Origin of the sequence: Catellatospora sp. IY07-71, assembly GCF_018326265.1 — a bacterium.
Lineage (GTDB): Bacteria > Actinomycetota > Actinomycetes > Mycobacteriales > Micromonosporaceae > Catellatospora.
In genome coordinates, this window is sequence record NZ_AP023360.1 from 7984731 (window position 1) to 8011613 (window position 26883).

Here is a 26883-nt window from a genome sequence, read left to right on the forward strand (position 1 = left end):
GACCGTGCCGTCCGTCCCGCAGCGGCGCAATCCGCTGCGGGACCCCCAGGACCGCCGCCTGCCGCGCATCCCCGAGCCCTGCGCGGTGGTCATCTTCGGGGTCACCGGTGACCTCGCCCGCAAGAAGCTCATCCCGGCCGTGTACGACCTGGCCAACCGGGGTCTGCTGCCGCCCGGCTTCGTCATCGCCGGGTTCGCCCGGCGCGACTGGGGCGACGGCGACTTCGAGAGCATGGCCCGCACCGCGGCCATGGAGCACGCGCGCACCCCGTGGCGCGAGGAGGTCTGGACCCGGCTGGCCGGCAACATCCGGTTCGTGGGCGGCGCGTTCGACGACGACGCCGCCTTCGACCGGCTCTCGGCCTGCCTGAACGAGCTGCGCGACAGCCACGGCATCCAGGGCAACGCCGCGTTCTACCTGTCCATCCCCCCGGCGGCCTTCCCGACCGTGCTCAAGCAGCTGGAACGCACCGGCATGGCGGACAACGACAAGTGCGGCGGCTGGCGCCGGGTCGTCGTGGAGAAGCCGTTCGGCGAGGACCTGGCCTCGGCCAAGTCGCTCAACGACCTCGTCGACGACGTGTTCACCGCCGAGGACGTCTTCCGGATCGACCACTACCTGGGCAAGGAGACGGTCCAGAACATCCTGGCGCTGCGCTTCGCCAACTCGCTGTTCGAGCCGCTCTGGAACTCCAAGTACGTCGACTCGGTGCAGATCACCATGGCCGAGGACGTCGGCATCGGCACCCGGGCCGGCTTCTACGACGCCACCGGCGCGGCCCGCGACGTGCTGCAGAACCACCTGATGCAGCTGCTCGCGCTGGTCGCCATGGAGGAGCCGACCACCTTCGACGCGAGCGAGATCCGCGCCGAGAAGCTCAAGGTGCTGCGGGCCACCGTGCCGCCGAAGGACGTGGCGACCGAGACCGTCCGCGGGCAGTACCTCAAGGGCTGGGTGGCCGGCGCGCGCGCCAAGGGCTACCTGGAGGAGGCCGACGTCCCGGCGGACTCGACCACCGAGACGTACGCGGCGGTGCGGCTGACCATCCAGAACCGCCGCTGGGCGGGCGTGCCGTTCTACATCCGCGCGGGCAAGCGCCTGCCGCGCCGGGTGACCGAGGTCGCGGTGCTCTTCAAGAAGGCGCCGCACCTGCCGTTCTACCCGGAGGACGTGGAGCTGCTCGGCAACAACCAGCTGGTGATCCGGGTGCAGCCGGACGAGGGCGTGATGCTCAAGTTCGGCTCGAAGGTGCCCGGCACCCAGATGGAGCTGCGCGACATCACCATGGACTTCGCCTACGGCGAGGCCTTCACCGAGTCCAGCCCCGAGGCGTACGAGCGGCTCATCCTCGACGTGCTGCTCGGCGACCGGACGCTGTTCCCGGACGCGGCCGAGGTCGAGGAGGGCTGGCGCATCATCGACCCGCTGGAGGACGCCTGGCAGGGCACCAAGCCGGCCACCTACCGGGCCGGCGAGTGGGGACCGCGCGAGGCCGACGAGATGCTGGCCCGCGAGGGACGCTCCTGGCGGCGGGCATGAACCCATCGACGTACGTCAGCGGAAGTAGGAGCGGATGCTAGCCCTGTGGGACACCACCGGTAACGAGGTGGTGCGCAAGCTCGCCTCGGAGCGGCGCAACGCGGGCGGCGTCGCCAGCGGTCTCGCGCTGAACCTGGTCGTCATCGTGGACGAGGGCCGCGTCCGGCAGGTCGAGGACGCCGCCACCATCGCCGCCGCGTCGCACCCCTGCCGCCTGCTCGTGGTCAGCCGCGGCCCGGTGGCCGGGGTCGACACCGCGACCGCCGTCGCCAAGGACCGGCTCGACGCCGAGATCGTGGTCGGCGGCCGGCTCGGCCCGTGCGAGGCCGTGATCATGCGGATGCACGGCCGGCTCGCGCTGCACAGCGAGTCGGTGGTCATGCCGCTGCTGGCCCCGGACGTGCCCGTGGTCACCTGGTGGCACGGCTGCCCGCCGGAGCACATCGCGTACGACCCGCTGGGCGTGGTCGCCGAGCGGCGGGTCACCGACATCGCCCAGTGCCCCGACCCCGCCGCGGCGCTGCGGCAGCGGGCGGTGGACTACGCCCCCGGCGACACCGACCTGTCCTGGACCCGGCTGACCGGCTGGCGCTCGCTCATCGCCGGCGCCTTCGACACCGAGCCGGCGCCCGCCGTCTCGGCTCGGGTGCACGCCTCCCCCGGCGACCCGCTGGGCGCCCTGCTGCGCGGCTGGATCATCGCGCGGACTCAGATCACGGTGGAGACGGCCGACGCGGCGCACGGCAGCCTGTCCGGCGTCGACTTCACGCTGGCCGACGGCGGCAGCCTCAGCCTGCACAGCACCGGCGACGGCATGGCGCTGCTGCGCAAGAGCGGCGTCCGGGATCAGGTGCTACCGCTGGTCGAGCGGCGCCTGGGCGAGGTCCTCGCCGAGGAGCTGCAGCGGCTCGACGCCGACCAGCCCTACGCCGCGGCGCTGGCCGCCGCCACCGGCTCGGCCGAACTCGCCGAGCGCGCGGGCGTGCGTACCCACATCTGGCAGGACCCGGCGTGGGAGACGGTGCCCGCGTGACGGAGCAGAGTGTGATGGTGCACGCGGACGCGCGGCTGCTCGCTGAGGCGGTGGCCGCGCGCCTGATCGTGCGGGTGCTGGACGCGCAGGCCGAGCGGGGCTCGGCCGACATCGTGCTGACCGGGGGCCGGGTCGCGGCCGCCGTATACCGGGCGGTGTTGGCCAACCCGGCCCGGGACGCGGTCGACTGGTCCCGGGTCGACCTCTGGTGGGGCGACGAGCGCTTCCTGCCCGCGGGCGACCCGGACCGCAACGACACCCAGGCGCGCGAGGCTCTGCTGGACGCGCTGCCGCTCGATCCCGCCCGGGTGCACCCGATGCCACCCGCCGACGGGCCGGACGGCGCAGACCCGGAACTGGCGGCCGCGCGCTACGCCGCGGAACTCGCCCGCTCCGCGCCCGGCTCGGGCGAGCTGCCGCACTTCGACGTGCTGCTGCTGGGCGTGGGCGAGGACGGGCACGTGGCGTCGGTCTTCCCGGAGCACCCGGTGGCCTACGAGACGCGGCCGGTCAGCGCGGTGCGGGGCAGCCCGAAGCCGCCGCCGGTGCGCACCACGCTGACCCTGCCGGCGATCAACACGGCCGACGAGGTGTGGCTGATCGCGGCCGGACCGGACAAGGCGGGCGCGGTGGGCATGGCGCTGACCGGGGCGGGGCCGGTGCAGCTGCCCGCGGCCGGGGTGCACGGCGTCTCGCGTACCGTCTGGCTGCTCGACCGGGCTGCGGCAGCCCAGGTCCCGCTGAGCTCCCGGGCACTGCGCTGAGCCGACGACAGAGCAAAGGCGAAAGGGCGGCTGACCCATCAGGTCAGCCGCCCTTTTCGTGCGTGCTGTCAGCCGACGTTGCCGGCGGCCATCTCCAGCTTCAGCCAGAGACCGAGTCCGACAATGCAGGCGAACCAGACGATACCCACCAGCACGGTGTAGCGGTCGAGGTTCTTCTCCGCCACCGACGAGCCCGCCAGGCTCGAGGAGACGCCGCCGCCGAACATGCTGGACAGGCCGCCGCCCTTGCCCCGGTGCAGCAGGACCAGCAGCGTCAGCAGGGCGCTGGTGATGATCAGCAACACGATCAACGTGTAGGCGAAGCCGATCGGCATGAGCAGGTGTCCTTAGGTTCGGTGGCCGCTCGCGCGGCCGCGGGTGTCGGTCAACAATAGCGGGCGAGGCGGGCGGCTAGGAGCCCGAGGAGGTCACATCCACCGGAATCGAGGGATCCTTCAGGCCCAGCGCGGCCAGATCCGGCGCGCCGAACTGCGAGTGGATGAACGCCCCGGCCACGTTCGAACCGTACATCCGGATCGAGTTCGGGTAGAGCACGGGGATCGTCACGGCCAGCTCGGAGAGCTTGCTGTCCAGCTCGCCCCACAGCTTGTACTGCCGCTCCGCGTTGGTCTCCCCCATCGCCTCGGCGATCGCCTTGTCGATGTCGGCGTTCTGCAGGAACGAGTAGTTCGAGCCGCTCTGCTCGCCGGTCGGCTTCACCAGCTGGCCGTCGAACAGCGGCGGGATGACCGCCGAGCCGTTCGCCCAGTCCGGCAGCCAGCCGGCGTACACCAGGTGGTTGCCGTGGCCGATGTCGGCGATGGTGCCCCAGTACTTGTCCGCGGGGTAGCGCTTGAGATTCACCTTCACGCCGATGCGCACGTACGCGTCGACCATGGTCTTCACGTAGCGGGCGATCGTGTCGTTGTCCGGCAGCGCCACCGAGATGGTGTCGGGGCAGGTCACGCCCGCGGCCTTGGCCTTCTCGATGTGCTGGAGCGCCTTGTCCTCGTTGCCGTCGCTGTCGACCAGGGTGTCGTAGTGGTCGAACTTGGCGTGCGCGGCCAGGCCCGGCGGGAGCATCGCGGTGGCCAGGTCACCGATGATCGAGCCGCCCATCGCCTGCCGGTACTTGCGCTTGTTGAACGCGTACACCAGCGCCTTGCGGCAGTCGAGGTTCTTGACCAGCTGGGTGTTGATGGCGAAGTAGCGCACCGAGCCGGTGGGGCCGGTGGCCGCCCGCTGCGACAGCTTCGGGTCGTTGATCACCTGCTGCAGGAAGTTCGGCGCGACGTTGTTCTGCAGCATGATCGTGTTGCGGTCGGCGCCCTGGTCCTGGATCAGCGCGTTGGTCACCGCCGGGTCGTTCTCGTCGACCTGGAACACGATCTTGTCCGGGTGGCCCTTGCGCACCGAGTCCAGGCTCGGCGACCAGTGCTCGTTGCGGACCAGGGTGAAGACGCTGTCCTTCGCCGTGCGCGCCTCGACCCGGTAGGGCCCGTTGGACAGCGGGCGCAGGTCGTACGCCTCCTTGTCGGCGTCGGCGCCCGGCTTGACCGGCGAGAAGATGGGCAGCGCCACCGTGTAGTTGAAGTCGCCCGCCGGCTGCTTCAGCCGGAACCGGACGGTGTACGCGTCCTCGCAGGAGACGGACTCCAGCTCCTTGCCGCCGAACGGGCCCTCGTACGGGCTCGCGTTGTCCTTCAGCATCAGCTCGGCGTAGGGCAGGCCCGAGTCGAACGTCGCCGCGAAGTTGCGCTCGACGCCGTACTTGAGCTGCTGGCAGTTGACCTGCGCGCCGTCCTCCCACTTCATGCCCTCGCGCAGCTTGAACTCCCAGACCGTGTTGTTCTCGCTGGGGCGGCCGAGGTCGGTGGCCAGGTCGGGCACCAGCTCGCTGCTGGCCGCGCCCGGCTCCGCCTTGTACGTGGTCAGGGTGCGCGACAGCAGCCGGCTGATGTTGGCGTCCATCGCCGCGGCGATGCGCTGCGGGTCCAGGTGCTCCGGCAGCGAGGGCAGCACCACGCGCAGCGTGCCGCCCGAGGCGACGGTGTCGTTCGCGTCGGCCGCCGAGTCGCAGGCGGAGGCGGCGCCCAGCGCCACGAGCGCCACGGCGGCCGCGGTCAGGCGGCGCAGGCGCCGGGGTTGCGGAGTCGCCTGGGGCGCCAGGTGGGTGGCGGCGCTCCGCGACGAGCCAGTTTCGGGAGAGAGGTTCGGCATCGTCGTCCTCCCAGCGGGCGTGGGGGTGGCCCGCCAAGGATCTCTAGGGGTGGTCTGGGGGTATGCCGTGCAACATCAAAGTCGCCCGGTCACGCGCACACTCTAGGCACTCGGGCGGCCCCTGCGGCAGCCGGGAGTCAGATCGCAACAAAGCGAGACTCCGGGCAGCCACGAGATCACTTTCCGTGTCCGTCCCGTGATACGGCGAAGCCCCGCCCGGCTGCGGCAGCAGCGGGACGGGGCTCCGCGAGCGGCTCGCGCCGCGACTTGCACCTGCTCAGACGCCCAGGCGGCAGATCTTGGCGAACTCGTCGCCGTCCAGGCTCGCGCCGCCGACCAGCGCGCCGTCCACGTCGGGCTGCGCCATGATCTCGGCGATGTTGCCGGCCTTCACCGAGCCGCCGTAGAGGACCCGGACCACCTGCGCGGTGGACTCGCCCTGGGTCTTGGCCAGCTGCGCACGGATCGCGCCGATGACCTCCTGGGCGTCCTCGGGCGTGGCGGTCTTGCCGGTGCCGATCGCCCAGACCGGCTCGTACGCCACGACGACCTTCTCGACCTCGGCCGGGCTCAGCTTGGCCAGGCCGCCGTCGAGCTGGGCCAGGGTGTACTCGACGTGGTTGCCCGCCTCGCGCACGTCCAGGCCCTCGCCCACGCACAGGATCGGCGTGATCTCGTTGGCCAGCGCCGCCTTCACCTTGGCGTTGACCAGCTCGTCGGACTCGGCGTGGTACTGCCGGCGCTCGGAGTGGCCGACCGTCACGAACGAGCAGCCCAGCTTCGCCAGCATCGTGCCGGAGATCTCCCCTGTGTACGCGCCGGACGCGTACGCCGACAGGTCCTGCGCGCCGTACTTGATGAGCAGCTTGTCGCCGTCCACCAGGGTCTGCACGCTGCGGATGTCGGTGAACGGCGGCAGCACGGCCACCTCGACGTCCTCGAGCTGCTTCTCGGTCAGGCTGAACGCCAGCTTCTGCACGAGCTTGATGGCCTCGAGGTGGTTGAGGTTCATCTTCCAGTTGCCGGCCATCAGGGGCCGGCGCTTGACCTCTGCCATCACTTCTCCAGAGCTTCGAGACCGGGCAGCTTCTTGCCCTCGAGGTACTCCAGGGAGGCGCCGCCGCCCGTGGAGATGTGGCCGAACGCGGCCTCGTCGATGCCGAGCGCGCGCACCGCCGCGGCGGAGTCGCCGCCGCCGACCACGGTGAAGCCGTCCACCTTGGTGATGGCCTCGGCCACGCCCCGGGTGCCGCCCGCGAACGGGGCCAGCTCGAACACGCCCATCGGGCCGTTCCAGAAGACCGTCTTCGCGCCGGACAGCGCGTCGGCGAACAGCGCCACCGACTCCGGGCCGATGTCCAGGCCGAGCCAGCCGGCCGGGATCGCGGTCGCGGCGACCGTGTCGGTCGCGGCGTCGGCGGCGAACTTGTCCGCCACCACGACGTCGACCGGCAGCACGATCCGGTCGCCCGCGCGCGCCAGCAGGTCGCGGCAGGTGTCCAGCATCTCCTCCTGCAGCAGCGAGGCGCCCACCTCGTGGCCCTGGGCCTTGAGGAAGGTGAAGCACATGCCGCCGCCGATGAGCAGCTTGTCGGCCCGGCCCAGCAGCGCCTCGATCACGGCGAGCTTGTCGGACACCTTCGAGCCGCCCAGCACCACCGCGTACGGCGTCGCCGCGTCCTCGGTGAGGCGCTTGAGCACCTCGACCTCGCGCCGCACCAGGCCGCCCGCGTAGTGCGGCAGCCGGGCCGGCACGTCGTAGACGCTGGCGTGCTTGCGGTGCACCGCGCCGAACGCGTCGTCGACGTACACGTCGGCGAACGCGGCCAGCTGGTCGGCGAACGCGCCGCGCGCGGCCTCGTCCTTGCTGGTCTCCCCGGCGTTGAAGCGCAGGTTCTCCAGCAGCACGACGCCGCCCGGGGCCAGCGCCGCCACGGCGGCCTGCGCCGACGGGCCGACGGTGTCCTCGGCGAACGCCACCGGCGAGCCGAGCAGCTCGGCGAAGCGGGTGGCCACCGGGGCCAGGGTGAACTTCGGGTCGGGCTCACCCTTCGGGCGGCCCAGGTGCGACATGACGATCACCGCGGCGCCCGCGTCGCGCAGCGCCGTGATGGTCGGCAGCACCGCCCGGATCCGGCCGTCATCGGCGATCGTCCCGGGGCTCTCCTTGACGAAGGGCACGTTCAGGTCGGCGCGCACCAGCACGCGCCGACCCGAGACGCCCTCGGCGAGCAATTCGTCGAGGTTGCGCATTACAGCGAGGCGCCCACGAGCTTGGTGAGGTCCACCAGGCGGTTCGAGTAGCCCCACTCGTTGTCGTACCAGCCGACGACCTTCACCTGGTTGCCGATGACCTTGGTCAGGCCGGCGTCGAAGATGCAGGAGGCCGGGTCGGTCACGATGTCCGCGGACACGATCTCGTCCTCGGTGTAGACCAGGATGCCCTTGAGCGGGCCCTCGGCCGCGGCCTTGATCGCGGCGTTGACCTCCTCGACCGACGTCTCGCGAGCGGCGGTGAAGGTCAGGTCGGTGGCCGAGCCGGTCGGGATCGGCACGCGCAGCGCGAAGCCGTCCAGCTTGCCCTTGAGCTCCGGCAGCACCAGGCCGATCGCCTTGGCGGCGCCGGTCGAGGTCGGCACGATGTTCAGGGCCGCGGCGCGGGCGCGACGCAGGTCCTTGTGCGGGCCGTCCTGCAGGTTCTGGTCCTGGGTGTACGCGTGGATCGTGGTCATCAGACCCTTCTCGATCCCGATCGCGTCGTTGAGGACCTTCGCCATGGGGGCGAGGCAGTTCGTGGTGCAGGAGGCGTTCGAGATGATGGTGTGCTTGGCGGCGTCGTACTTGTCGCCGTTCACGCCCAGCACGACGGTGATGTCCTCACCCTTGGCCGGAGCCGAGATGATGACCTTCTTCGCGCCGTTGTCGGCGTGCACCTTCGCCTTGGCGGCGTCGGTGAACAGGCCCGTCGACTCGATCACGACGTCGGCGCCCAGGTCGCCCCACGGCAGCTTGCCCGGGTCCCGCTCGGCGAACGCCTTGAACGACTTGCCGTTGACCGTCAGCTCGGTCTCGGTCGCCTTCACCTCGTAGGGCAGGCGGCCCAGGATCGAGTCGTACTTGAGCAGGTGCGCCAGGGTCGCGTTGTCGGTCAGGTCGTTCACGGCCACCAGCTCGATGTCCGCGCCGGACGCCAGCAGCGCCCGGTAGAAGTTACGCCCGATACGGCCGAAGCCGTTGATGCCAACCCGGATGGTCACAGGTCCCATCTCCTCGCCATGTGCGCCGACGGGCGGCTTTTACGCCCAGTGCGGCGGCCGATAGGTCACTCGCCCGGTCACGCCGCCAGCCCACCTGGCAACGGCATCGCGGCCGAGCCGCCGGCAGCGTCGCCGTACGGTTTCGACCCTAGCTGAGCTGTGACGGACATCCCCGCCGGGGTCTTTGTTTCACCCCCGTGTCCCCTGTCACACGAGACCGCAACGATCCCGGCCTTTCAAGATCACGTTGATCTTGCGCGAACTGTTGCCCTTTTAGGCGGTATGCGCGTGTCATACCCACAGTTCACGCAAGATCGACGCACTTGGGCGAGGCCCGGGGCGGGCCGTCAGACCGTCAGCATCTCGGCGGTGACGGCGGCTTCGGTGTCGGGGATGTTGAGGTCGCGGGCGCGCTTGTCGGCGAGGGCGAGCAGGCGCCTTATGCGGCCGGCGATGGCGTCCTTGGTGAGCGGGGGGTCGGCGAGGGCGCCCAGCTCTTCCAGGGAGGCCTGGCGGTGTTCGAGGCGCAGGCGGCCGGCGCTGGTGAGGTGGCCGGGGGCGTCGTCGGCGAGGATCTCCAGGGCGCGGGTGACGCGGGCCGCGGCGGCGACCGCGGCGCGGGCCGAGCGGCGCAGGTTGGCGTCGTCGAAGTTGGCCAGGCGGTTGGCGGTGGCGCGGACCTCGCGGCGGACGCGGCGCTCCTCCCAGGCCAGCACGCTGGCGTGCGCGCCGATGCGGGTGAGCAGGGCGGCGATGGCGTCGCCGTCCTTGACCACGACCCGGTCCACGCCGCGCACCTCGCGGGCCTTGGCGGTGATGCCGAGGCGGCGGGCCGCGCCGACCAGCGCCAGCGCCGACTCGGGGCCGGGGCAGGTGATCTCCAGCGCGCAGGAGCGGCCGGGCTCGGTCAGCGAGCCGTGCGCCAGGAACGCCCCGCGCCAGGCGGCCACCGCGCAGCACACGCTCGCGTTGACCACGTTCGGCGGCAGGCCGCGCACGGGGCGGCCGCGTACGTCCAGCAGGCCGGTCTGCCGGGCCAGCGCCTCGCCGTCCTTGACGATGCGCACGATGTAGTGGCTGCCCTTACGCAGCCCGCCCGAGGCGAGGATGTGCACCTCGCTCGGGTAGCCGTACAGGTCGGCGATGGTGGTGCGCAGGCGCCGGGCCACCGCACCGGTGTCCAGCTCCGCCTCCACCACCACCCGGCCGGAGACGATGTGCAGCCCGCCGGCGAAGCGCAGCAGCGCCGCCATCTCTGCCCGCCGGCAGCACGGCTTGGGCACGTCGACCCGACTGAGCTCGTCTTTGACCGCAGCGGTCATCGCCATCGTGTCGTCACCTCGTGGGCCGGTCGCGGCTGTGATGCCTGGGTGTGTCGTGCCGATTGTCGTACGTGCTAACGAGCGGTGCCCAAGAGTGGCACCAGTGCGCGGCCCAATCGGACCGGATCGTGTCGCGCGGTGCCGTCGGCGACGGCCACCGGCGCGATCGCGATACGGGCACCGAGTGATTCTGCCGCATTCGCGACCGGTTCGGGGTCTGGCACGGCATTCCTGTCGACCAGAACAATATCGACCTTGAGGTCCGGGAGGTAACGCCCGAGCGCATCCAGGTGGTCCGGCAGGGACAGCCCCATCGTCTCCCGGTCCGCGGCGAGGTTGAGGGTGACCAGCCGGCGCGCCCCGCTGGACGTGATCGCGTGCGCCAGCTGCGGCACCAGCAGGTGCGGGATGACGCTGGTGTACCAGCTGCCCGGCCCGAACACCAGCCAGTCCGCCTCGGCGATCGCGGTCAGCGCCTGCGGGCAGGCGTCCGGCTCCGGTGGCACCAGCCGCACCTGCACGACCCGGCCCTGCGCCACGGCCACCTGGTGCTGGCCGCGTACGGTCACCAGCCGGCCGCCGACCTCGATGTCCGCCTCGATGCTCAGCGGGCGGCAGGACATGGGCAGCACCCGGCCCACCGCGCGCAGCATCGCCGCGACGTGGTCCAGCGCCGCGACGGGGTCGCCGAGCTGCTCCATCAGCCCGCACAGCACCACGTTGCCGACCGGATGCCCGGCCAGCTCATCGGCGCCGCCGAAGCGGTACTGCAGCAGCCGCGCGCTGCGGTCGCTCACCTCGTCGGGGCCGGCCAGCGCGGCCAGCGCCTGGCGCAGGTCACCCGGAGGGAGTACGTCGCGGCCGGCCCGGATGCGGCCGCTGGAGCCGCCGTCGTCGGCCACGGTGACCACCGCGGTGATGTCCAGCGGCAGCCCCGTGGCGCGCAGCGCGCGCAGGCTCGCGCTGAGCCCGTGCCCCCCGCCGAAAGCCACCACCCGGATCCGGTCGCCGCCCCCTTGCGGCTTGGTGCCCAAGCTCATTCGCGTCCCAGGTCGCGGTGCTGAGCGTGCGCCACCACCCGCAGCTCACGCAGGCGGCGGGCCAGCTCCTCGGAGATGGCGACGCTGCGGTGCTTGCCGCCGGTGCAGCCGACGGCGACGGTCAGGTAGCGCTTGCCCTCGCGCTCGAATCCGGGTGCGGTCGCGGTGACCAGCCGGGCGTACGTCTCCACGAAGGTGTTAGCGCCGCGCTGGCCGAGGACGTAACGGCTGACCGCCTCCTCGCGGCCGGTGTGCTCGCGCAGCTCGGGCACCCAGTACGGGTTGGGCAGGAACCGGGCGTCCAGCACGAAGTCCGCGTCCGGGGGCAGGCCGTACTTGAAGCCGAAGCTGAGCACGGTGACCCGCAGCCGCAGCGCCTCCGGGCTGGCGAACAGCTCCTCCACCCGGGCGCGCAGCTGGTTCACGTTCAGGTGCGAGGTGTCGATCAGGACGTCGGCCTGCTCGCGCGCCTCGGCCAGCAGGGCGCGCTCGGCGGCGATGCCGTCGGACAGCCGCCCGTCGCCCTGCAGCGGGTGCGAACGCCGCACGCTCTCGAACCGGCGGATCAGCACCTCGTCGTCGGCGTCGACGAACACCACACGCGGCGAGAAGCCCTTCTCGCGCAGGTCGCGGATGGCCCCGGCGAGGTCCGTGGAGAACACCCGGCTGCGTACGTCCAGCACCATCGCGGTGTGCCGGGCCGCCCCGCCCGCCTTCGCGGCCAGCTCGGCGAGCTGCACCAGCAGCGCCTGCGGCAGGTTGTCCACGACGTAGTAGCCGACGTTCTCCAGCGCGCGGGCCACCGTGCTGCGGCCTCCGCCGGAGACGCCGGTCACCACGACCAGGTCCGTGGCCGGCCGCTCGCCGGTCTCGTCCGCGGCGGCCCGCTCCTGGCCGGGCGTGCCCAGCCGGGCCGTCGTATCCACGCTCACGTGTGCCCCCACTGCCGATGGTCACCGCCCCGTGCGGGCGGCGGCCCGCCGTCCCGACGGCCCAGCCAAGCCGTGCGAGCGGGCGAGCAGGTTGCCGCGGGATGCAGGCAACGAGAAACCATCCTAGCCAGGGGTGCCGGGATCCTCCGCCGCCGCCGGGGCCGCGTCGTCGCGCAGTCCCGGCTGAGTGGGTACGGCAGCCGGAAGCGCGCCGCCGACAACGGGCTCGGCCAGCCCGGGCTCGGGCTGCGCGGGCTCGGGCTGCGCGGGCTCGGGGTGCGCGGGCTGCGCGGGCTCTGGCGGCGGCAGCACGCCGAGCGCGACCAGGACCGCCTGGGCGGTGCGCGGGCCGATGCCGGGCACCTCGGCGATCTCCTCGACGCTCGCCGCGGACAGCCGCTTGAGCGAGCCGAAGTGGCGCAGCAGCGCCTTGCGGCGGATCTCCCCCAGGCCGGGCACGGTGTCCAGGTCCGAGGCGGTCATCCGGGCGGAGCGGCGCTCGCGGTGGAAGCGGATGGCGAAGCGGTGCGCCTCGTCGCGCACCCGCTGCAGCAGGTAGAGGCCCTCGGCGGTGCGGGCGAGGATGACCGGCATCGGGTCGTCCGGCAGCCACACCTCCTCCAGCCGCTTGGCCAGGCCGCACACCGCGACGTCGGTCACGCCCAGCTCGGTGAGCACCGCCGCGGCCGCGTTGACCTGCGGCGCGCCGCCGTCGACGACGACGAGCTGCGGCGGGTACGCGAAGCGTTTCGCCCGCCCCGTCGGGGCCGCCTCCGCCTCGGGGTCGATCGGGCCCTCGGCCAGGTAACGCGCGAAGCGCCGCCGCATCACCTCGCTGATCGCCGAGACGTCGTCGGTCGCGCCCTTGATGATGAAGCGCCGGTAGTCGGCCTTCTTGGGCACGCCGTCCTCGAAGACGACCATGCTGGACACCACGTCGGTGCCTTGGATCTGGGAGATGTCGAAACACTCGATGCGCAGCGGCGCGCTGCCCAGCCCGAGCGCGTCCTCGATCTCCTCCAGCGCCCTGCTGCGTGCGGACAGGTCACCGGCCCGGCGCAGCTTGTGCTGCGCCAGCGACTGCCCGGCGTTGCGCGCGACGGTCTCCAGCAGCGCCTTCTTGTCGCCGCGCTGCGGCACCCGGATCGCCACCCGCGAGCCGCGGTGCTGGGACAGCCAGTCGGCCAGCGCGTCGGCGTCGGCGGGCAGCTCCGGCACGAGCAGCTCGCGGGGCACGTCGGACTCGCCGGACTCGCCGCCGTAGATCTGGGTGCAGAAGTGGTGCACCAGGTCGCCGACGGTCAGCTCCTCGGTCTTGTCGACCACCCAGCCCCGCTGGCCGCGCACCCGCCCGTCGCGTACGTGGAACACCTGCACCGCGGCCTCGAGCTGGTCGTCCGCGAAGGCGACCACGTCGGCGTCGGTGCCGTCGGACAGCACGATGGACTGCTTCTCCATGGCGCGGCGCAGCGCGATCAGGTCGTCGCGCAGGCGGGCGGCCCGCTCGAACTCCAGCGCCGCCGACGCCTCGTGCATCTGCTTCTCCAGGCGGCGCTGCATGTGGTCGGTGCGCCCGGCCATGAAGTCGCAGAAGTCGTCGACGATGCCCCGGTGCTCGGCCGCGCTGACCCGGCCCACGCACGGCGCGGAGCACTTGCCGATGTCGCCGAGCAGGCAGGGTCGGCCGATCTGCCCGGCCCGCTTGAACACCCCGGCCGAGCAGGTGCGCGCCGGGAAGATGCGCAGCAGCAGGTCGAGCGTCTCCCGGATGGCCCAGGCGTGCGAGTAGGGCCCGAAGTAGCGCACGCCCTTGCGCTTGGCGCCCCGCATCACCAGCAGCCGCGGATACTCCTCGTCGAGGGTGACCGCGAGGTACGGGTACGACTTGTCGTCGCGGTACTTCACGTTGAAGCGGGGGTCGTACTCCTTGATCCAGGAGTACTCCAGCTGGAGCGCCTCGACCTCGGTGCCGACGACGACCCAGTCGACGCCCGCGGCGGTGGTCACCATCTGCTGGGTGCGCTGGTGCAGCGTCCAGACGTCGGCGAAGTAGGAGTTCAGCCGGCTGCGCAGGCTCTTGGCCTTGCCGACGTAGATGATCCGCCCCTGCTCGTCACGGAACCGGTACACACCCGGCGCGTCGGGAATCGTGCCCGGCGCGGGCCGGTACTGGGACGGATCAGCCACGTTGGTCAGCCTATCGGGGCCCTCTGACGATCAGGCCAGGCGGATCTCGCCGTTCTCGACCGTGATCTTCTTCTCGTCCAGCGGGCGCGGGGCGGGCGGGCTCAGCACCGCGCCGTCGGCGATCGCGAACTCACTGAAGTGGCACTGACACTTGATCTTGCCGTTCTCCACCGAGCTCACCGGGCACTGCATGTGGGTGCAGATGCTGTTGAACGCCTTGAACTGGCCCGCGGCGGGCTGCGTGACGACGACGCCCGCCTCCTTGAAGATCACGCCGCCGCCGACCGGGATGTCCGCGGTCTTGGCCAGCACCGCGCCGCCGCCCGCACCGGCCGGCGTCGCACCGGTCGAGGCGCCCGCACCCGGGGCCGCGTTCGACGGCGTCGCGGACGGGCTCTCGGAGCCGCAGGCCGCGAGCAGGGCACCGGCGCCCACAGCACCGGCGGTGGTCAGCAGGACCCGGCGCGAGGTGGCGCCGGGGGTCACGTCACTCATGGGGAGGGCCTCCTAGGTGAGGGATGTTCCCGATCAACCTAGCGGCCCGCCCTGAAATTTAGCTGCGAGTTCAACTAACTTCTCGCCCGATCGCCCCTGAAGATCGCCCGTCTTGCCAGGCACCTGGGCGTATCTTGAGCGCTCTTTCGCCCATGTGCCAGGCAAGTCGGACGATCTTCGGGGCGGGGAGGTCAGACCGCGGCCTTGGCGCGGGCCTTGCGGGCGCGGGGCGGGGTGGCCGGGGCGGGCGCGGGATGCGCGGCGAGCATCGGCTTGAGGAACTGGCCGGTGTGGCTCTCGGCGACCGCGGCGAGCTGCTCCGGGGTGCCGGTCGCGACCACGCTGCCGCCCTTGTGACCGCCCTCGGGGCCCATGTCGATCAGGTGGTCCGCCGACTTGATCACGTCGAGGTTGTGCTCGATCACGATCACGGTGTTGCCCTTGTCGACCAGCCCCTGCAGCACCAGCAGCAGCTTGCGGATGTCCTCGAAGTGCAGGCCGGTGGTCGGCTCGTCGAGCACGTACACCGTCCGGCCGGTGGAGCGCTTCTGCAGCTCGGAGGCGAGCTTGACCCGCTGCGCCTCGCCGCCGGACAGGGTCGGCGCGCTCTGGCCCAGCCGCACGTAGCCCAGGCCGACGTCGACCAGGGTCTTGAGGTGCCGGTGGATGGCCGGGATCGGCTCGAAGAACGCGGCCCCCTCCTCGATCGGCATCTCCAGCACCTCGGCGATGGTCTTGCCCTTGTAGTGCACCTCCAGGGTCTCCCGGTTGTACCGGGCGCCCTTGCACACCTCGCACGGCACGTACACGTCGGGCAGGAAGTTCATCTCGATCTTGATGGTGCCGTCGCCCGCGCAGTTCTCGCAGCGGCCGCCCTTGACGTTGAAGGAGAACCGGCCCGGCCCGTAGCCGCGCACCTTCGCCTCCGTGGTCTCCGCGAACAGCTTGCGGATGTTGTCGAACACGCCGGTGTAGGTGGCCGGGTTCGACCGCGGCGTACGCCCGATCGGCGACTGGTCCACGCCGACGACCTTGTCCACGTGCTCCAGGCCGGTGACCCGGGTGTGCCGGCCCGGCACCATGCGCGCCCCGTTGATCTGGTTCGCCAGCACGGTGTAGAGGATGTCGTTGACCAGCGTCGACTTGCCCGAGCCGGACACGCCGGTGACCGCGATGAACTGCCCCAGCGGGAACGCGACCGACACGTTGCGCAGGTTGTGCTCGCGCGCGCCGACGACGGTCAGCTCCCGGCCGGGCGTGGCCGGGCGCCGCTGCGCCGGGGTCGCGATCTGCTTGCGGCCGGACAGGTACGCCCCCGTCACCGACTCCTCGTTGACCAGCAGCTTGTCGTACGGCCCGCTGTGCACGATGGCGCCGCCGTGCTCGCCCGCGCCGGGGCCGATGTCCACGACCCAGTCCGCGGTGCGGATGGTGTCCTCGTCGTGCTCGACGACGATCAGGGTGTTGCCGAGGTCGCGCAGCCGGACCAGCGTCTCGATGAGCCGGTGGTTGTCCCGCTGGTGCAGGCCGATCGACGGCTCGTCCAGCACGTACAGCACGCCGACCAGGCCGGAGCCGATCTGGGTGGCCAGCCGGATGCGCTGCGCCTCGCCGCCGGACAGCGAGCCCGACGGGCGGTTCAGCGACAGGTAGTCCAGGCCGACGTCGACGAGGAAGCGCAGCCGGGCGTTGATCTCCTTGAGCACCCGCTCGGCGATGAAGCGCTGCCGGTCGTCCAGCTCCAGCCCGGCCAGCACGACCGCGGCCTCGCCCACCGACAGGGCGCACAGCTCGGCGATGTTGCGCCCGTCCAGCGTGACGGCCAGCACCTCGGGCTTGAGGCGGGTGCCCGAGCAGACCGAGCACGGCACCTCGCGCATGTAGCCCTCGTACTTGTCGCGGGACCACTCGCTCTCGGTGTCGGCGTGCCGGCGCTCCAGCCACGGGATCACGCCCTCGAAGCCGGAGTAGTAGGAGCGCTCGCGGCCGTACTTGTTCCGGTAGCGCACGTGCACCTGGTTCTCCGCGCCGTGCAGGATCAGCTTCTGGGCCCGCGCGGTCAGCGCCCGCCACGGCGTGTCCAGGTCGAAGCCGTTCTCCTCGCCCAGCGCCTCCAGCAGGCGGCCGAAGTACTCCATCGTCTGGCCGCCGGCCCAGGGCGAGATGGCACCCTGGCCCAGGCTCTTCTCCGGGTCCGGGATGACCAGCTCCGGGTCGACCTCCTTCTTCGTGCCCAGGCCGGTGCACTCCGGGCAGGCGCCGTACGGCGAGTTGAAGGAGAAGACCCGCGGCTCCAGGTCCTCGATGCCCAGCGGGTGCTCGTTCGGACAGGCCAGGTTCTCGGAGAACTTGCGCTCGCGGTGCTCGTCGTCCTCCGGCAGGTCGACGAAGTCCATGATCACGATGCCGCCGGCCAGGCCGAGCGCGGTCTCCACCGAGTCGGTGAGGCGCTGCTTGCTGCTCGCCTTCACGGCGAGCCGGTCGACGACCACCTCGATGGTGTGCTTCTGCTGCTTGGCCAGCTTCGGCACCTCGTTGAGCGGATACACCACCCCGTCGACCCGGGCCCGGGCGAAGCCCTTGCTCTGCAGGTCGGAGAAGAGGTCGAGGTACTCACCCTTGCGGCCGCGGATCACCGGGGCGAGCACCTGGAAGCGGGTGCCCTCCTCCAGCGCGAGCACCCGGTCCACGATCTGCTGCGGGCTCTGCCGGCTGATCAGGTGACCGCAGACCGGGCAGTGCGGCTGGCCGACCCGGGCGAAGAGGAGACGCAGGTAGTCGTACACCTCGGTGATGGTGCCCACGGTCGAGCGCGGGTTGCGCGAGGTCGACTTCTGGTCGATCGACACCGCCGGGCTCAGGCCCTCGATGAAGTCGACGTCCGGCTTGTCCATCTGCCCGAGGAACTGCCGGGCGTACGACGACAGCGACTCGACGTACCTGCGCTGCCCCTCCGCGAAGATCGTGTCGAAGGCGAGGCTCGACTTGCCCGAGCCGCTCAGCCCGGTGAACACGATCATCGCGTCCCGGGGCAGGTCCAGGCTGACGTCGCGCAGGTTGTGCTCGCGCGCCCCACGGATGATCAGTCGGTCGCTCACAGCGGCTCTCCCCACACGGTTTCAGCGATGTTCCTCAGGCGTCCACGCGGCAGCGCCCCAGAGCCTCAGCCCAGGCTCCGTCCCAGCTCAGCAGCCGTCGGCAGGGCAGCACAACACCCCTGCTCCACGCGCAGTCGCATGCCTGCGCAACTCTAGCCCCGCCCCCCGACATTCCTGCTTCGCGCCACGAACATACGTGCTAACACGGCGTTTCGCCCCGGCAACGTGATCCCCACCGCACCGCCCCACCCTGTCGATCTTGCGCGAACTGTTGAGGATATGCCCGTTTCGGGCGTGTCGTACCCACAGTTCGCGCAAGATCGCCGCGGCAGAGGGGGTGGGCGGGGTCAGCGGGGGCGGCGGGTGGGGCGGGTGGCGCGGGTGCGGGCGCGGCGGGATTCGTGGGCGAGCTCGCGCTGGAGTTTGCGCCAGCTGTCCCAGCGGCGGGAGGGGAGGTCGCCGGATTCCAGGGCGTCGCGGACGGCGCAGCGGGGTTCGGTGTGGTGGGCGCAGTCGGGGAAGCGGCACTGGGCGATGAGGGCGACGATGTCGGCGAAGGTGCGGTCGAGGCCGGTCTCGCCGTCGAGGAGGCCGACGCCGCGGATGCCGGGGGTGTCCAGGACGGCGCCGCCGCCGGGCACCGGGATCAGCGCGCGGTGGGTGGTGGTGTGCCGGCCCTTGCCGTCGACCCGGCGTTTGGCCTGCGTCGTCATCACGGTCGTGCCGACCAGGGCGTTGACCAGTGTCGACTTGCCCGCGCCGGAGGCGCCGATCAGGCCCAGCGTGCGGCCGGGTGCGCAGCGCGCACGCAGCGCGTCCAGGCCGGTGCCGCGCTCGGCGCTCACCGCGAGCACGGGCACGGGCACCAGCTCGGCCAGTTCCGCGACGAGCGCGTCCGGGTCGGCGACCAGGTCGGCCTTGGTCATCACCAGCAGCGGCTTCGCGCCGGACTCCCAGGCCAGGGAGAGCAGTCGCTCGATGGTGCCGGGCTCGGGCATGGGGTCGGGTGAGGCGATCACCGCGGCGGTGTCGACGTTGGCGGCCAGCACCTGGCCGGTGGCGTCCTTGTCGGCGGTGCGGCGCACGATCGCGCTGCGCCGCGGCAGCACCGCCTCGATGGTGGTGCGCTGGTCGGGCCAGTGCCGCAGCGCCACCCAGTCGCCGGCGCAGGGCAGGGCCACCGGGTCGGCGGCGGCCGCGATCATGGCCGGGCCGCCGAGGCTCGCCCGGTGGGTGCCGGCGGCGGTCAGCACGGTGCAGACGCCCCGGTCGGCGCGCACCACCCGGCCCGGTGCGTGGTCGGGCCGGTCGAAGAGGGGGTATGCGGAAGCGAAGTGGTCGTCCCAGCCGAGGGACGACAGGGAGACGGTCATCTCATTCCTTGTCGTGCGGACGCGAGTGGCGGAAGGGTCACGCCATCCGGGAGGACGGCGTGCTGGATACCTCGACAGACATGGGCGCCACCTCCTCGCAAGATCATCGCGCGGGACCGCCCCGCTGCTACCGGTCACGGTACGCGCCGCACCCCGGCGCGGGCCACGGCATTTCCGGTCCGGCCTACTCGCCGGGCGGGGCGTCCACGGCGGTGGAGCGGCCGGCCACCGCCAGCGAGTGGAAGGCGTAGCGGTAGTCGGCGCAGCCCGGCAGATGGCACAGCCGGCAGCCGGCCTCCGGCGTGGCGGGATCAGGCAGGTGGTCGCGCAGCATGCGGCGGTATCCCATCGCCTGCGCGTCGGTGATGCGTCCAGTGTGCACGTCGCCTCCCGGCACGGACCCGGCTCTCCTTCCACCTTGCATGTGCGAGATTCAACTTGCAAACAGTGACTCGGCGAATTTCGCCCGTTCGGCGCGACCCCTTGCCTGATCAGCTACCCGAACAGCAGACTTGGCGACGCGTTTGTCGGTAGAGGAGGGTCATGGCCACGTCAGGCACCTCGCTACGCCGCCGCCGTCTCGGCGTGGCCCTGCGGGAGCTGCGAGAACACGCCAGCCTGACCCACCAGCAGGTCGGGCTAACGCTCGACTGCTCGCCCTCGAAGATCAGCCGGATCGAGAACGGCGAGGTCGGCGTACGCCGTGGTGACCTGCTGGTGCTGCTCGACCTGTACGGCCTCGACGACGCCGGGCAGCGGGAGGAGCTGCTGGAACTGGCCCGGGAGTCGAAACGGCGCGGCGGCTGGTGGCTGAAGTACGGCGAGCTCTCACACCCGTACCTGAAACTGATCCAACTGGAGGCGGAGGCGGCCTCGATACGCGGCACCGAACTGCTTCTCATACCCGGCCTGCTGCAAACCGAGCAGTACGCACGCGCGCTGATCTCGACCGCCTCGCCCGACGACCCGGAGGAGGCGGAACGCCGGGTAGGCATTCGAATGATGCGGCAGGAGATCTTCCGGCGGCCGAACCCGCCCGAATTCTGGGTCGTTCTGGATGAGGCGGCTCTGCACCGCCACGTCGGCGGAAGCGAGACCATGAAGGACCAGTTACTCGCCCTCGCCGAGGCAAGCACACTTCCGAACGTCACGATTCAGGTGCTGCCGTTCGAACACGGCGAGTACGAGGCCATGACGGGGTCGTTCCGGGTGATGCGCTTTCCGGACCATCGGGACCCGGACACCGTCTACCTGGAAGGTTTCAGCGGCACCATGTACCTCGACGACGTGCGCGACATCAGGCGATATAGCCTAGTTTTCGACCATCTCTGCGCGGCGGCCCTCAGCCCACAGCTGTCCCATCAGCGGATACTCGCTGTCGCGCGGAACCTCACCACACATGTTTGAGGAGACGGCGTATGCGCGAAGTCGACCTGTCGGGTGCCGGCTGGCGTAAGAGCACCCGCAGCGGGGCTGCTCAAGGGGACTGTGTCGAGGTTGCCCTCGTCCAAGCCTCCGTGGCAGTGCGCGACTCGAAGCACCCGGTCGGCCCGGTCTTGCTCTTCAGCCTCGGCGAATGGCAGTCCTTCGTGGCTGGAGCGAAGGCCGGCGAGTTCGACCGCTGAACGACGCGGCCGCCGATCGCACCGCCATCCCACTAGACACACGTCGATATCCTCCGAGACAGTGTTCCGCATTCGTCAGGGGGAGAAGACATGCGTTCTGGGCTGCGCGGTGCGGTCACCTCGCCGTACGGGCGGATCATGATCGTCTGCCTTACCGTGGTGGCAGCCGTCGCGCTCTTGCTCGTGTCACCACTCGCGCTTACCCGCCTCGGCGCGATTCCCGGAGCCGACTGGGAGAAGCTCAGCGATGTCGCACAGGCGCTCGGTGCAGCCGCGACCCTGGTCAGCACGCTCGCGCTCGGTGGCGTCGCCGTGTCGCTGGTGATGCAGTCACGAGACAACAAAATGAACCGCGAGCAAGCACGGCGAGGCTTCCATCTGGACCTGTACGCCATGGCGCTCGACGATCCGGCGTTACTCGAATGCTGGGGCGAGGTCGTGCCGCCGGCCTACACACAGGAACAGCACCGGCAGCACGTCTACGTCAACCAGATCGTCTCGTTCTGGTCGATGTTGTACAAGGTGGACGAGCTGCCGGACGACGAGCTTCGGCAGCTGGCTGCGGCGCTGTTCGCCGGGGCGCCGGGACGCCGCTACTGGAACATCGCAGGGGCGTACCGCAAGGCCCTCCGCGGCACGCGCCGGACGCGCGAGTTCGTCCGCATCGTTGACGAGGAATACACGAAAGCCGCCGTCTCGGACGTTCACCCGGCCGAAACCGTCACCCCGCAGGATGCCGCCGCACAGGCATAGGCCAGGTCACCAGCCCTCGGGCCGGTAGGAGCCGAACGTCCACTGGTTGCCCTCGGAGTCGGCGGCGGTGTAGCTGCTGCCGCCGTACTCCTCCTTCTTCGGCGGGTAGACGATCTCCGCCCCGTTGGCCATGGCCCGGTCGTGGTGCGCCTGCACATCGTCCACGATCACGTAGAGCCAGGCCGGGCCGCCCGCGAACGGCATCCGCCCGTCCCCGCCGTCCGTGGTCGAGCTGACCATGACCATGCCGGTGCCGTTGGTCAGCTCGGCGTGCGCCACCGTACCCTCCGCTCCGGGCACGACCAGCAGCTCCCGGAATCCGAACGCGTCCCGCAGGAAACGGATCGCCGCGGTGGCGTCCCGGTAGCGCAGGGTGGGGATGACCGTGGCACCAGACATTCCGACCTCCCTCCGCGACGCTACCCCCGATCCACGCTTCCACCAGGCCGTTCCGGCCAGGACCGGTCAGCCCGCGGCGTCGAGGCGGCGCAGGTCGTAGCGGCGGATCAGGTCGACGAGGCGGTCGGCGTAGTGCGCGCCGCCGGCGTACCCGGCGGCCTGGAGATCGCGGACGAACCGCTCGGGGTCGGCGGCGTGGGTGAGGGCCGTGGCGTTTCGCGGCTCGGCGGCCAGCATCCGGGCCTGGTCGGCGAAGGAGTCGGCGGGTCCGCGGTAGGCGCGCAGCGCGGTGGCGCCGTACTCGCGGCAGCCCAGCGCGCCGGGCTGGGCGGCCGGGACGCAGAGGGTGCCGAAGAGGTTGTGGTCGCGCCGGGCGGGCTCGGCCCGGCCCCAGTCCGAGGCGTACACCGCTTGGGCGACCAGCACGGACGCGGGCACCCCGTGGGCGCGCGCGGCGGCGCGGGCCGGACCCGCGGCCTGCGCCAGGAACTCGCGCGAGCTGGCCGGCGGCGTGCGCGACGGCTCCTGCCCGCACCACGGCAGCCAGGGCCGCTGCGGCGCCCAGCGCACGTACGCCTCGGCGACGTAGCGGCCGCCCGCCACCCGCAGCCAGGTGCCCGAACCGCCCACCGCCTGGCCGGCGGCCTGGCAGCGCACGGCCAGCACGCTGCCGTCGTCGACGGTGCCGAGGCGGCCGGTCCCCGTGCCGGGCTCGCGGCGCAGGTTGAGCACCGACCCGCCCGCCGCCACCCGGGCGGTGACCGCGTCCACGGGGGCGTTGCCGCACCACGGCACCTCGGGCCGCGCGGCGGGCCAGTCCAGGAAGGCGTCGGACAGGTAGCGGCCGGCCCCGACCCGCATCCAGTACGCGGTGCGGCGTTTCGTGCCGGTCACCCGCTCGCCCCACACCTTGCAGCGCACGGCCACCCGGCTGTCGTCGCCGAGCGCGGCCGAGACGCGCCGGTCGGTCGCCGGGCCGGAGCGGACGTGCACCACGCCGCCGTCGGTGTCGACCCGGATCCCCGCGGTGCCGGTGACCGGGTCCACCCCCGTCGCGCGGGCGAGGTCCGGCGGCACGACGGTGCGGGGCCGCCCGGTCGCGACCGCCACCGCGGGCAGCGCGGCGAGCAGCAGCAGAGGCATGATCAGGACGGTGCCCAGCACCGTACGCGGGCTAGCCGACATACCACTGATAACGGATTCAAGGCGGGAAAGACACCCATACCGTCGGGTGACACCCGCCACCCGACCGACCCCGACCGCTTTTTTTGATCACGCCTGCCGGACAATGGATGAATGCAGACCCGCCCCGATCTCCGTAACGTCGCGATCGTCGCCCACGTCGACCACGGCAAGACCACGCTCGTCGATGCCATGCTCAAGCAGGCCGGCGCCTTCCACGCGCGCGCCGAGGTCGCCGACCGGGTCATGGACTCCGGCGACCTGGAGCGGGAGAAGGGCATCACGATCCTCGCCAAGAACACCGCCGTCAAGTACGTCGGCGAGAACGGCGACCAGGTCACCATCAACATCATCGACACGCCCGGCCACGCCGACTTCGGCGGCGAGGTCGAGCGCGGCCTGACCATGGTCGACGGCGTGGTGCTGCTGGTCGACGCCTCCGAGGGCCCGCTGCCGCAGACCCGCTTCGTGCTGCGCAAGGCGCTCAAGGCCAAGATGCCGATCATCCTGGTCATCAACAAGGTGGACCGGCCCGACGCGCGGATCAAGGAGGTCGTGGACGACACCTACGAGCTCTTCCTCGACCTCGACGCCGACGAGTCCCAGATCGACTTCCCGATCGTGTACGCGTGCGCCCGCGACGGCATCGCCTCGCTGAACCAGCCCGAGGACGGCAAGGTCCCCGGCGACAGCGACTCGCTGCAGCCGCTGTTCCAGACCCTGCTCGACACCATCCCGGCGCCGACCTTCATCGAGGGCGCGCCGCTGCAGGCCCACGTCACCAACCTCGACGCCTCGCCGTTCCTGGGCCGCCTCGCGCTGTGCCGGGTCCGCCAGGGCACCATCCGCAAGGGCCAGACCGTCACCTGGTGCAAGACCGACGGCACCCAGCAGTCCGTGCGCATCTCCGAGCTGCTGATGACCGAGGCGCTGGAGCGCAAGCCGGCCGAGGAGGCGGGCCCCGGCGACATCATCGCCGTCGCCGGCATCGCCGACATCATGATCGGCGAGACGCTGGCCGACGCGGAGAACCCGATCCCGCTGCCGCTGATCACCGTCGACGAGCCGGCCATCTCGATGACCATCGGCACCAACACCTCACCGCTGGTCGGCCGGGTCAAGGGCGCCAAGGTCACCGCGCGCATGGTCAAGGACCGGCTCGACAAGGAGCTGGTCGGCAACGTGTCGCTGCGCATCCTGCCCACCGAGCGCCCCGACGCCTGGGAGGTGCAGGGCCGCGGCGAGCTGGCGCTGGCCATCCTGGTCGAGCAGATGCGCCGCGAGCAGTACGAGCTGACCGTCGGCAAGCCGCAGGTGGTCACCAAGGACATCGACGGCAAGCTGTGCGAGCCGGTCGAGCGCCTCACCATCGACGCCCCCGAGGAGTACCTCGGCGCGATCACCCAGCTGCTGGCCACCCGCAAGGGGCGCATGGAGCAGATGGTCAACCACGGCACCGGCTGGATCCGGATGGAGTGGCTGGTCCCGGCGCGCGGCCTGATCGGCTTCCGGACCGAGTTCCTCACCGACACCCGGGGCACCGGCATCCTGCACCACGTGTTCGAGAAGTACGAGCCGTGGTTCGGCGAGCTGCGCACCCGTAACAACGGCTCGCTGGTCGCCGACCGGACCGGCCCGGTCACCGCGTTCGCGATGACCAACCTGCAGGAGCGCGGCACGCTGTTCGTCGAGCCCGGCACCGAGGTGTACGAGGGCATGATCGTCGGGGAGAACTCCCGCTCCGACGACATGGACGTCAACATCACCAAGGAGAAGAAGCTCACCAACATGCGGGCGTCCACCTCGGACGAGACCGAGAAGCTGATCCCGCCGCGCAAGCTGTCCCTGGAGCAGGCGCTGGAGTTCTGCCGCGAGGACGAGTGCGTCGAGGTCACCCCGGCCGCCGTCCGCATCCGCAAGGTCGTCCTGGACCAGACCCAGCGCGCCCGCCAGGCCGCCCGCCGCAAGCACGCCTGACAACTCCCTGCCGCACCGGCCCCCGCGCTGCCCCGCAGCCCGGGGGCCGCTGCCTGTACCGCGTTGATCATGAACTTATGGACGTGTTCACCGGCGTGTCCCTACCCCGCCACCGTGATCAACCGGATTGCCGGAGTCGATCACGGTGGCGGGGTGGGGACACGCCGTCCAGGACGTCCATAAGTTCATGATCAACTAGGGGTAGGTGGGGTGTTGCGGCGTGGCTACCGGTGGGTATGCTGCGCGGACCCCTCACCCCTGGAGATCGACTATGCGCGCGGACCGGCTTGTGCTGGGCCTTTTCGGTGTGGCCTCGGCCCTGAACGTCATCGCCGCCGGCGTGGCGAGCAAGCCGCTGGACTGGGTGACCAAGCCGCTGCTGCTGCCGCTGCTGGCGCTGTGGTTCTACCTGTACCACCGCTCGCGGGGCCTGGTCCCGAACGCCGGCATCCTGGCCGCGCTGCTGTTCTCCTGGGCCGGTGACGTGGCGCTGCAGTTCGAGGGGACCACCGCGTTCATCACCGGCATGGCGCTGTTCGGCACGGCGCACGTCTGCTACGTGACCACGTTCGTGCGCCACGGGGCGCTGTCGCGGATGCGGGCGTGGCCGATGCCGCTGGTGCCGGTCGGCTACGCGGTCTTCCTGGTCGGGGCGCTGACCTGGCTGTGGCCCGCGCTGTCGGAGGCGGGCCTGGCGCTGCCGATGGCCGTCTACGGCACGCTGCTGTCCTCGACCGCGGCGCTGGCCGCGTCGTTCGGCTGGCGCACCGCGCTCGGCGGCGCGCTGTTCCTGATCTCGGACCTGCTGATCGCGGTGCGGGTCGCCGACGCGTTCACCATCCCCGGCCCCCCGATCTGGGTGATGCTCACCTACGTCCTGGCCCAGTTCCTGCTGGCCACCGGCTGGGTCGCCCGCCGCGCTCAGTGACCCCTGCCTGATCGAGGCTCCCGCCGTACCGTTCGGCGGGAGCCTCGATCAGGGGACGGTCAGGCGCCGATGCAGTAGACCTCGTTGACGGTACGGCCGCCCGAGCGGTACTCGGTGTACTCCTCGACGTAGCCGACGGCCTCGGCCGGGCACTCGTCCTTGTCGTCGACGACGCTGAGCACCACGCCCTCGTTGCGCTGCGAGCAGTCGACGAACTCCACGTCGTCCGCGCCCTGCGACACGACGCACTGCCCGATCTTGTTCGCCGGGTCGGCCAGGATCGCCACCGTGGTCACGAACGCCACCAGCAGGATCGGGACCAGCATCGTCGCGCGCAGGAACACCGGGCGGCCCGGGTGCCAGGGCGCGGTCGACGAGCCGTCCAGCGCGGGCACGGGCTCGCCCAGCTTGCGCAGCTTCAGGCGCCCCACCAGGTTGTACAGCAGCACGAACGGCGTGATCAGGAACGAGCCGTAGCCCCACCAGCCCTGCGCGATCGTACGGCTGGTCATGGTCCGGAACACGGTCAGACCGCAGGTGCGGCACCACACGCCGCGCTCCTTGAGGAACTGCATCACCACGATCATGCCGCGGTGCCCACGGAAGGTCATCTGCCGCGCCGGGCTGCATCCGCACTGCTCACAGCGGTGCGTGGGGTCGGGCGCCGGGGCCGACAGGTGAGAAGGGATCAACTCAGTCACGGCGCGGCACTCTACGGCCTCCCAGCGAGCGCCGCTGCCCCGTTTTCAGTAACCTGC

The 26883-nt window shown here is 71.3% G+C and carries 24 protein-coding genes; 8 read left to right on the plus strand and 16 right to left on the minus strand.

The window, feature by feature from the left end; genetic code table 11:
- Positions 1 to 4 precede the first annotated feature (4 nt).
- The 3 genes from zwf to pgl are packed head-to-tail and all read left to right on the plus strand — an operon-like array spanning position 5 to position 3337.
- A complete protein-coding gene (gene zwf / locus CS0771_RS35775) occupies positions 5 to 1540 on the plus strand; it encodes a glucose-6-phosphate dehydrogenase (protein WP_212846234.1) in 1536 nt (511 codons plus the stop codon).
- Positions 1541 to 1574: 34 nt separating this feature from the next.
- Positions 1575 to 2573 (plus strand): glucose-6-phosphate dehydrogenase assembly protein OpcA, encoded by a 999-nt coding sequence (locus tag CS0771_RS35780; protein WP_212845102.1) that lies wholly within the window; start codon positions 1575 to 1577, stop codon positions 2571 to 2573.
- Positions 2570 to 3337 (plus strand): 6-phosphogluconolactonase, encoded by a 768-nt coding sequence (pgl, locus tag CS0771_RS35785; RefSeq protein ID WP_212845103.1) that lies wholly within the window; start codon positions 2570 to 2572, stop codon positions 3335 to 3337. The genes CS0771_RS35780 and pgl overlap by 4 nt, the downstream gene beginning before the upstream one ends.
- A 68-nt stretch (positions 3338 to 3405) precedes the next feature.
- Here the strand turns inward: pgl and secG are convergent, their stop codons facing one another.
- The 13 genes from secG to CS0771_RS35850 all read right to left on the minus strand — a co-directional run bounded on the left by secG (position 3406) and on the right by CS0771_RS35850 (position 19643).
- Entirely contained in the window at positions 3406 to 3672 is a 267-nt protein-coding gene (gene secG, locus CS0771_RS35790; protein WP_203741308.1) for a preprotein translocase subunit SecG, read from the minus strand.
- A 76-nt stretch (positions 3673 to 3748) separates the two neighbouring features.
- Complete coding sequence (locus CS0771_RS35795; protein ID WP_212845104.1) at positions 3749 to 5557, minus strand: ABC transporter substrate-binding protein; 1809 nt, start codon at positions 5555 to 5557, stop codon at positions 3749 to 3751.
- A 277-nt stretch (positions 5558 to 5834) separates the two neighbouring features.
- The gene (gene tpiA / locus CS0771_RS35800) at positions 5835 to 6614 is read right to left on the minus strand and encodes a triose-phosphate isomerase (RefSeq protein WP_212845105.1); all 780 of its coding nucleotides are present in this window, start codon (positions 6612 to 6614) and stop codon (positions 5835 to 5837) included.
- Entirely contained in the window at positions 6614 to 7810 is a 1197-nt protein-coding gene (pgk, locus tag CS0771_RS35805; RefSeq protein WP_212845106.1) for a phosphoglycerate kinase, read from the minus strand. The genes tpiA and pgk overlap by 1 nt, the downstream gene beginning before the upstream one ends.
- Complete coding sequence (gene gap, locus CS0771_RS35810) at positions 7810 to 8814, minus strand: type I glyceraldehyde-3-phosphate dehydrogenase (RefSeq protein ID WP_212845107.1); 1005 nt, start codon at positions 8812 to 8814, stop codon at positions 7810 to 7812. Before gap ends, pgk begins: the two co-directional genes overlap by 1 nt.
- A 347-nt stretch (positions 8815 to 9161) precedes the next feature.
- Positions 9162 to 10142: a DNA-binding protein WhiA gene (gene whiA / locus CS0771_RS35815; RefSeq protein WP_203741294.1), complete on the minus strand. Its 981-nt coding sequence runs from the start codon at positions 10140 to 10142 to the stop codon at positions 9162 to 9164.
- Between the two features lie 68 nt (positions 10143 to 10210).
- On the minus strand, positions 10211 to 11176 hold the full coding sequence (yvcK, locus tag CS0771_RS35820) for a uridine diphosphate-N-acetylglucosamine-binding protein YvcK (RefSeq protein ID WP_212845108.1): 966 nt from the start codon (positions 11174 to 11176) through the stop codon (positions 10211 to 10213).
- On the minus strand, positions 11173 to 12084 hold the full coding sequence (rapZ, locus tag CS0771_RS35825; RefSeq protein ID WP_371821604.1) for an RNase adapter RapZ: 912 nt from the start codon (positions 12082 to 12084) through the stop codon (positions 11173 to 11175). The genes yvcK and rapZ overlap by 4 nt, the downstream gene beginning before the upstream one ends.
- Positions 12085 to 12231: 147 nt before the next feature.
- Positions 12232 to 14295, minus strand: a complete 2064-nt coding sequence (gene uvrC, locus CS0771_RS35830) for an excinuclease ABC subunit UvrC (protein WP_212845109.1) — start codon at positions 14293 to 14295, stop codon at positions 12232 to 12234.
- Positions 14296 to 14325: 30 nt separating this feature from the next.
- Entirely contained in the window at positions 14326 to 14790 is a 465-nt protein-coding gene (locus CS0771_RS35835) for a Rieske (2Fe-2S) protein (protein WP_212845110.1), read from the minus strand.
- Between the two features lie 191 nt (positions 14791 to 14981).
- On the minus strand, positions 14982 to 17888 hold the full coding sequence (uvrA, locus tag CS0771_RS35840; protein WP_212845111.1) for an excinuclease ABC subunit UvrA: 2907 nt from the start codon (positions 17886 to 17888) through the stop codon (positions 14982 to 14984).
- 347 nt (positions 17889 to 18235) lie between these two features.
- Positions 18236 to 19261: a ribosome small subunit-dependent GTPase A gene (gene rsgA / locus CS0771_RS35845; RefSeq protein ID WP_212845112.1), complete on the minus strand. Its 1026-nt coding sequence runs from the start codon at positions 19259 to 19261 to the stop codon at positions 18236 to 18238.
- A 184-nt stretch (positions 19262 to 19445) separates the two neighbouring features.
- Positions 19446 to 19643 carry a hypothetical protein gene (locus tag CS0771_RS35850; protein ID WP_212845113.1) on the minus strand — a complete coding sequence of 66 codons (198 nt, stop codon included), beginning with the start codon at positions 19641 to 19643 and terminating at the stop codon, positions 19446 to 19448.
- A 161-nt stretch (positions 19644 to 19804) separates the two neighbouring features.
- Between CS0771_RS35850 and CS0771_RS35855 the strand changes: the two genes are divergently transcribed.
- The 3 genes from CS0771_RS35855 to CS0771_RS35865 all read left to right on the plus strand — a co-directional run bounded on the left by CS0771_RS35855 (position 19805) and on the right by CS0771_RS35865 (position 21639).
- Complete coding sequence (locus tag CS0771_RS35855) at positions 19805 to 20668, plus strand: helix-turn-helix transcriptional regulator (protein WP_212845114.1); 864 nt, start codon at positions 19805 to 19807, stop codon at positions 20666 to 20668.
- Positions 20669 to 20679: 11 nt separating this feature from the next.
- The gene (locus CS0771_RS35860; RefSeq protein WP_212845115.1) at positions 20680 to 20886 is read left to right on the plus strand and encodes a DUF397 domain-containing protein; all 207 of its coding nucleotides are present in this window, start codon (positions 20680 to 20682) and stop codon (positions 20884 to 20886) included.
- A gap of 90 nt (positions 20887 to 20976) precedes the next feature.
- Complete coding sequence (locus CS0771_RS35865; RefSeq protein ID WP_212845116.1) at positions 20977 to 21639, plus strand: DUF6082 family protein; 663 nt, start codon at positions 20977 to 20979, stop codon at positions 21637 to 21639.
- Between the two features lie 6 nt (positions 21640 to 21645).
- Here the strand turns inward: CS0771_RS35865 and CS0771_RS35870 are convergent, their stop codons facing one another.
- Together CS0771_RS35870 and gsmA are read right to left on the minus strand one after the other, a co-directional pair.
- The gene (locus CS0771_RS35870; protein WP_212845117.1) at positions 21646 to 22038 is read right to left on the minus strand and encodes a VOC family protein; all 393 of its coding nucleotides are present in this window, start codon (positions 22036 to 22038) and stop codon (positions 21646 to 21648) included.
- 66 nt (positions 22039 to 22104) lie between these two features.
- Positions 22105 to 23181 (minus strand): sporangiospore maturation cell wall hydrolase GsmA, encoded by a 1077-nt coding sequence (gene gsmA / locus CS0771_RS35875; protein ID WP_212845118.1) that lies wholly within the window; start codon positions 23179 to 23181, stop codon positions 22105 to 22107.
- A 153-nt stretch (positions 23182 to 23334) separates the two neighbouring features.
- On the opposite strand from gsmA, the gene typA reads away from it, so the two are divergent.
- Positions 23335 to 25197, plus strand: a complete 1863-nt coding sequence (gene typA, locus CS0771_RS35880; RefSeq protein ID WP_212845119.1) for a translational GTPase TypA — start codon at positions 23335 to 23337, stop codon at positions 25195 to 25197.
- A gap of 271 nt (positions 25198 to 25468) precedes the next feature.
- Positions 25469 to 26125: a lysoplasmalogenase gene (locus CS0771_RS35885; protein ID WP_212845120.1), complete on the plus strand. Its 657-nt coding sequence runs from the start codon at positions 25469 to 25471 to the stop codon at positions 26123 to 26125.
- Positions 26126 to 26184: 59 nt separating this feature from the next.
- Here CS0771_RS35885 and CS0771_RS35890 read toward each other — a convergent pair whose 3' ends face one another.
- A complete protein-coding gene (locus CS0771_RS35890; RefSeq protein ID WP_212845121.1) occupies positions 26185 to 26826 on the minus strand; it encodes a hypothetical protein in 642 nt (213 codons plus the stop codon).
- Positions 26827 to 26883 lie beyond the last annotated feature (57 nt).

Coding starts and splice junctions, on each gene's coding strand:
- CS0771_RS35780 (WP_212845102.1), top strand. CDS start 1,575: ATGCTAGCCCTGTGGGACACCACCGGTAACGAGGTGGTGCGCAAGCTC.
- secG (WP_203741308.1), bottom strand. CDS start 3,672: ATGCCGATCGGCTTCGCCTACACGTTGATCGTGTTGCTGATCATCACC.
- CS0771_RS35795 (WP_212845104.1), bottom strand. CDS start 5,557: ATGCCGAACCTCTCTCCCGAAACTGGCTCGTCGCGGAGCGCCGCCACC.
- tpiA (WP_212845105.1), bottom strand. CDS start 6,614: ATGGCAGAGGTCAAGCGCCGGCCCCTGATGGCCGGCAACTGGAAGATG.
- pgk (WP_212845106.1), bottom strand. CDS start 7,810: ATGCGCAACCTCGACGAATTGCTCGCCGAGGGCGTCTCGGGTCGGCGC.
- whiA (WP_203741294.1), bottom strand. CDS start 10,142: ATGGCGATGACCGCTGCGGTCAAAGACGAGCTCAGTCGGGTCGACGTG.
- yvcK (WP_212845108.1), bottom strand. CDS start 11,176: ATGAGCTTGGGCACCAAGCCGCAAGGGGGCGGCGACCGGATCCGGGTG.
- CS0771_RS35835 (WP_212845110.1), bottom strand. CDS start 14,790: ATGAGTGACGTGACCCCCGGCGCCACCTCGCGCCGGGTCCTGCTGACC.
- rsgA (WP_212845112.1), bottom strand. CDS start 19,261: ATGACCGTCTCCCTGTCGTCCCTCGGCTGGGACGACCACTTCGCTTCC.
- CS0771_RS35855 (WP_212845114.1), top strand. CDS start 19,805: ATGGCCACGTCAGGCACCTCGCTACGCCGCCGCCGTCTCGGCGTGGCC.
- CS0771_RS35860 (WP_212845115.1), top strand. CDS start 20,680: ATGCGCGAAGTCGACCTGTCGGGTGCCGGCTGGCGTAAGAGCACCCGC.
- CS0771_RS35865 (WP_212845116.1), top strand. CDS start 20,977: ATGCGTTCTGGGCTGCGCGGTGCGGTCACCTCGCCGTACGGGCGGATC.
- CS0771_RS35870 (WP_212845117.1), bottom strand. CDS start 22,038: ATGTCTGGTGCCACGGTCATCCCCACCCTGCGCTACCGGGACGCCACC.
- gsmA (WP_212845118.1), bottom strand. CDS start 23,181: ATGCCTCTGCTGCTGCTCGCCGCGCTGCCCGCGGTGGCGGTCGCGACC.
- typA (WP_212845119.1), top strand. CDS start 23,335: ATGCAGACCCGCCCCGATCTCCGTAACGTCGCGATCGTCGCCCACGTC.
- CS0771_RS35885 (WP_212845120.1), top strand. CDS start 25,469: ATGCGCGCGGACCGGCTTGTGCTGGGCCTTTTCGGTGTGGCCTCGGCC.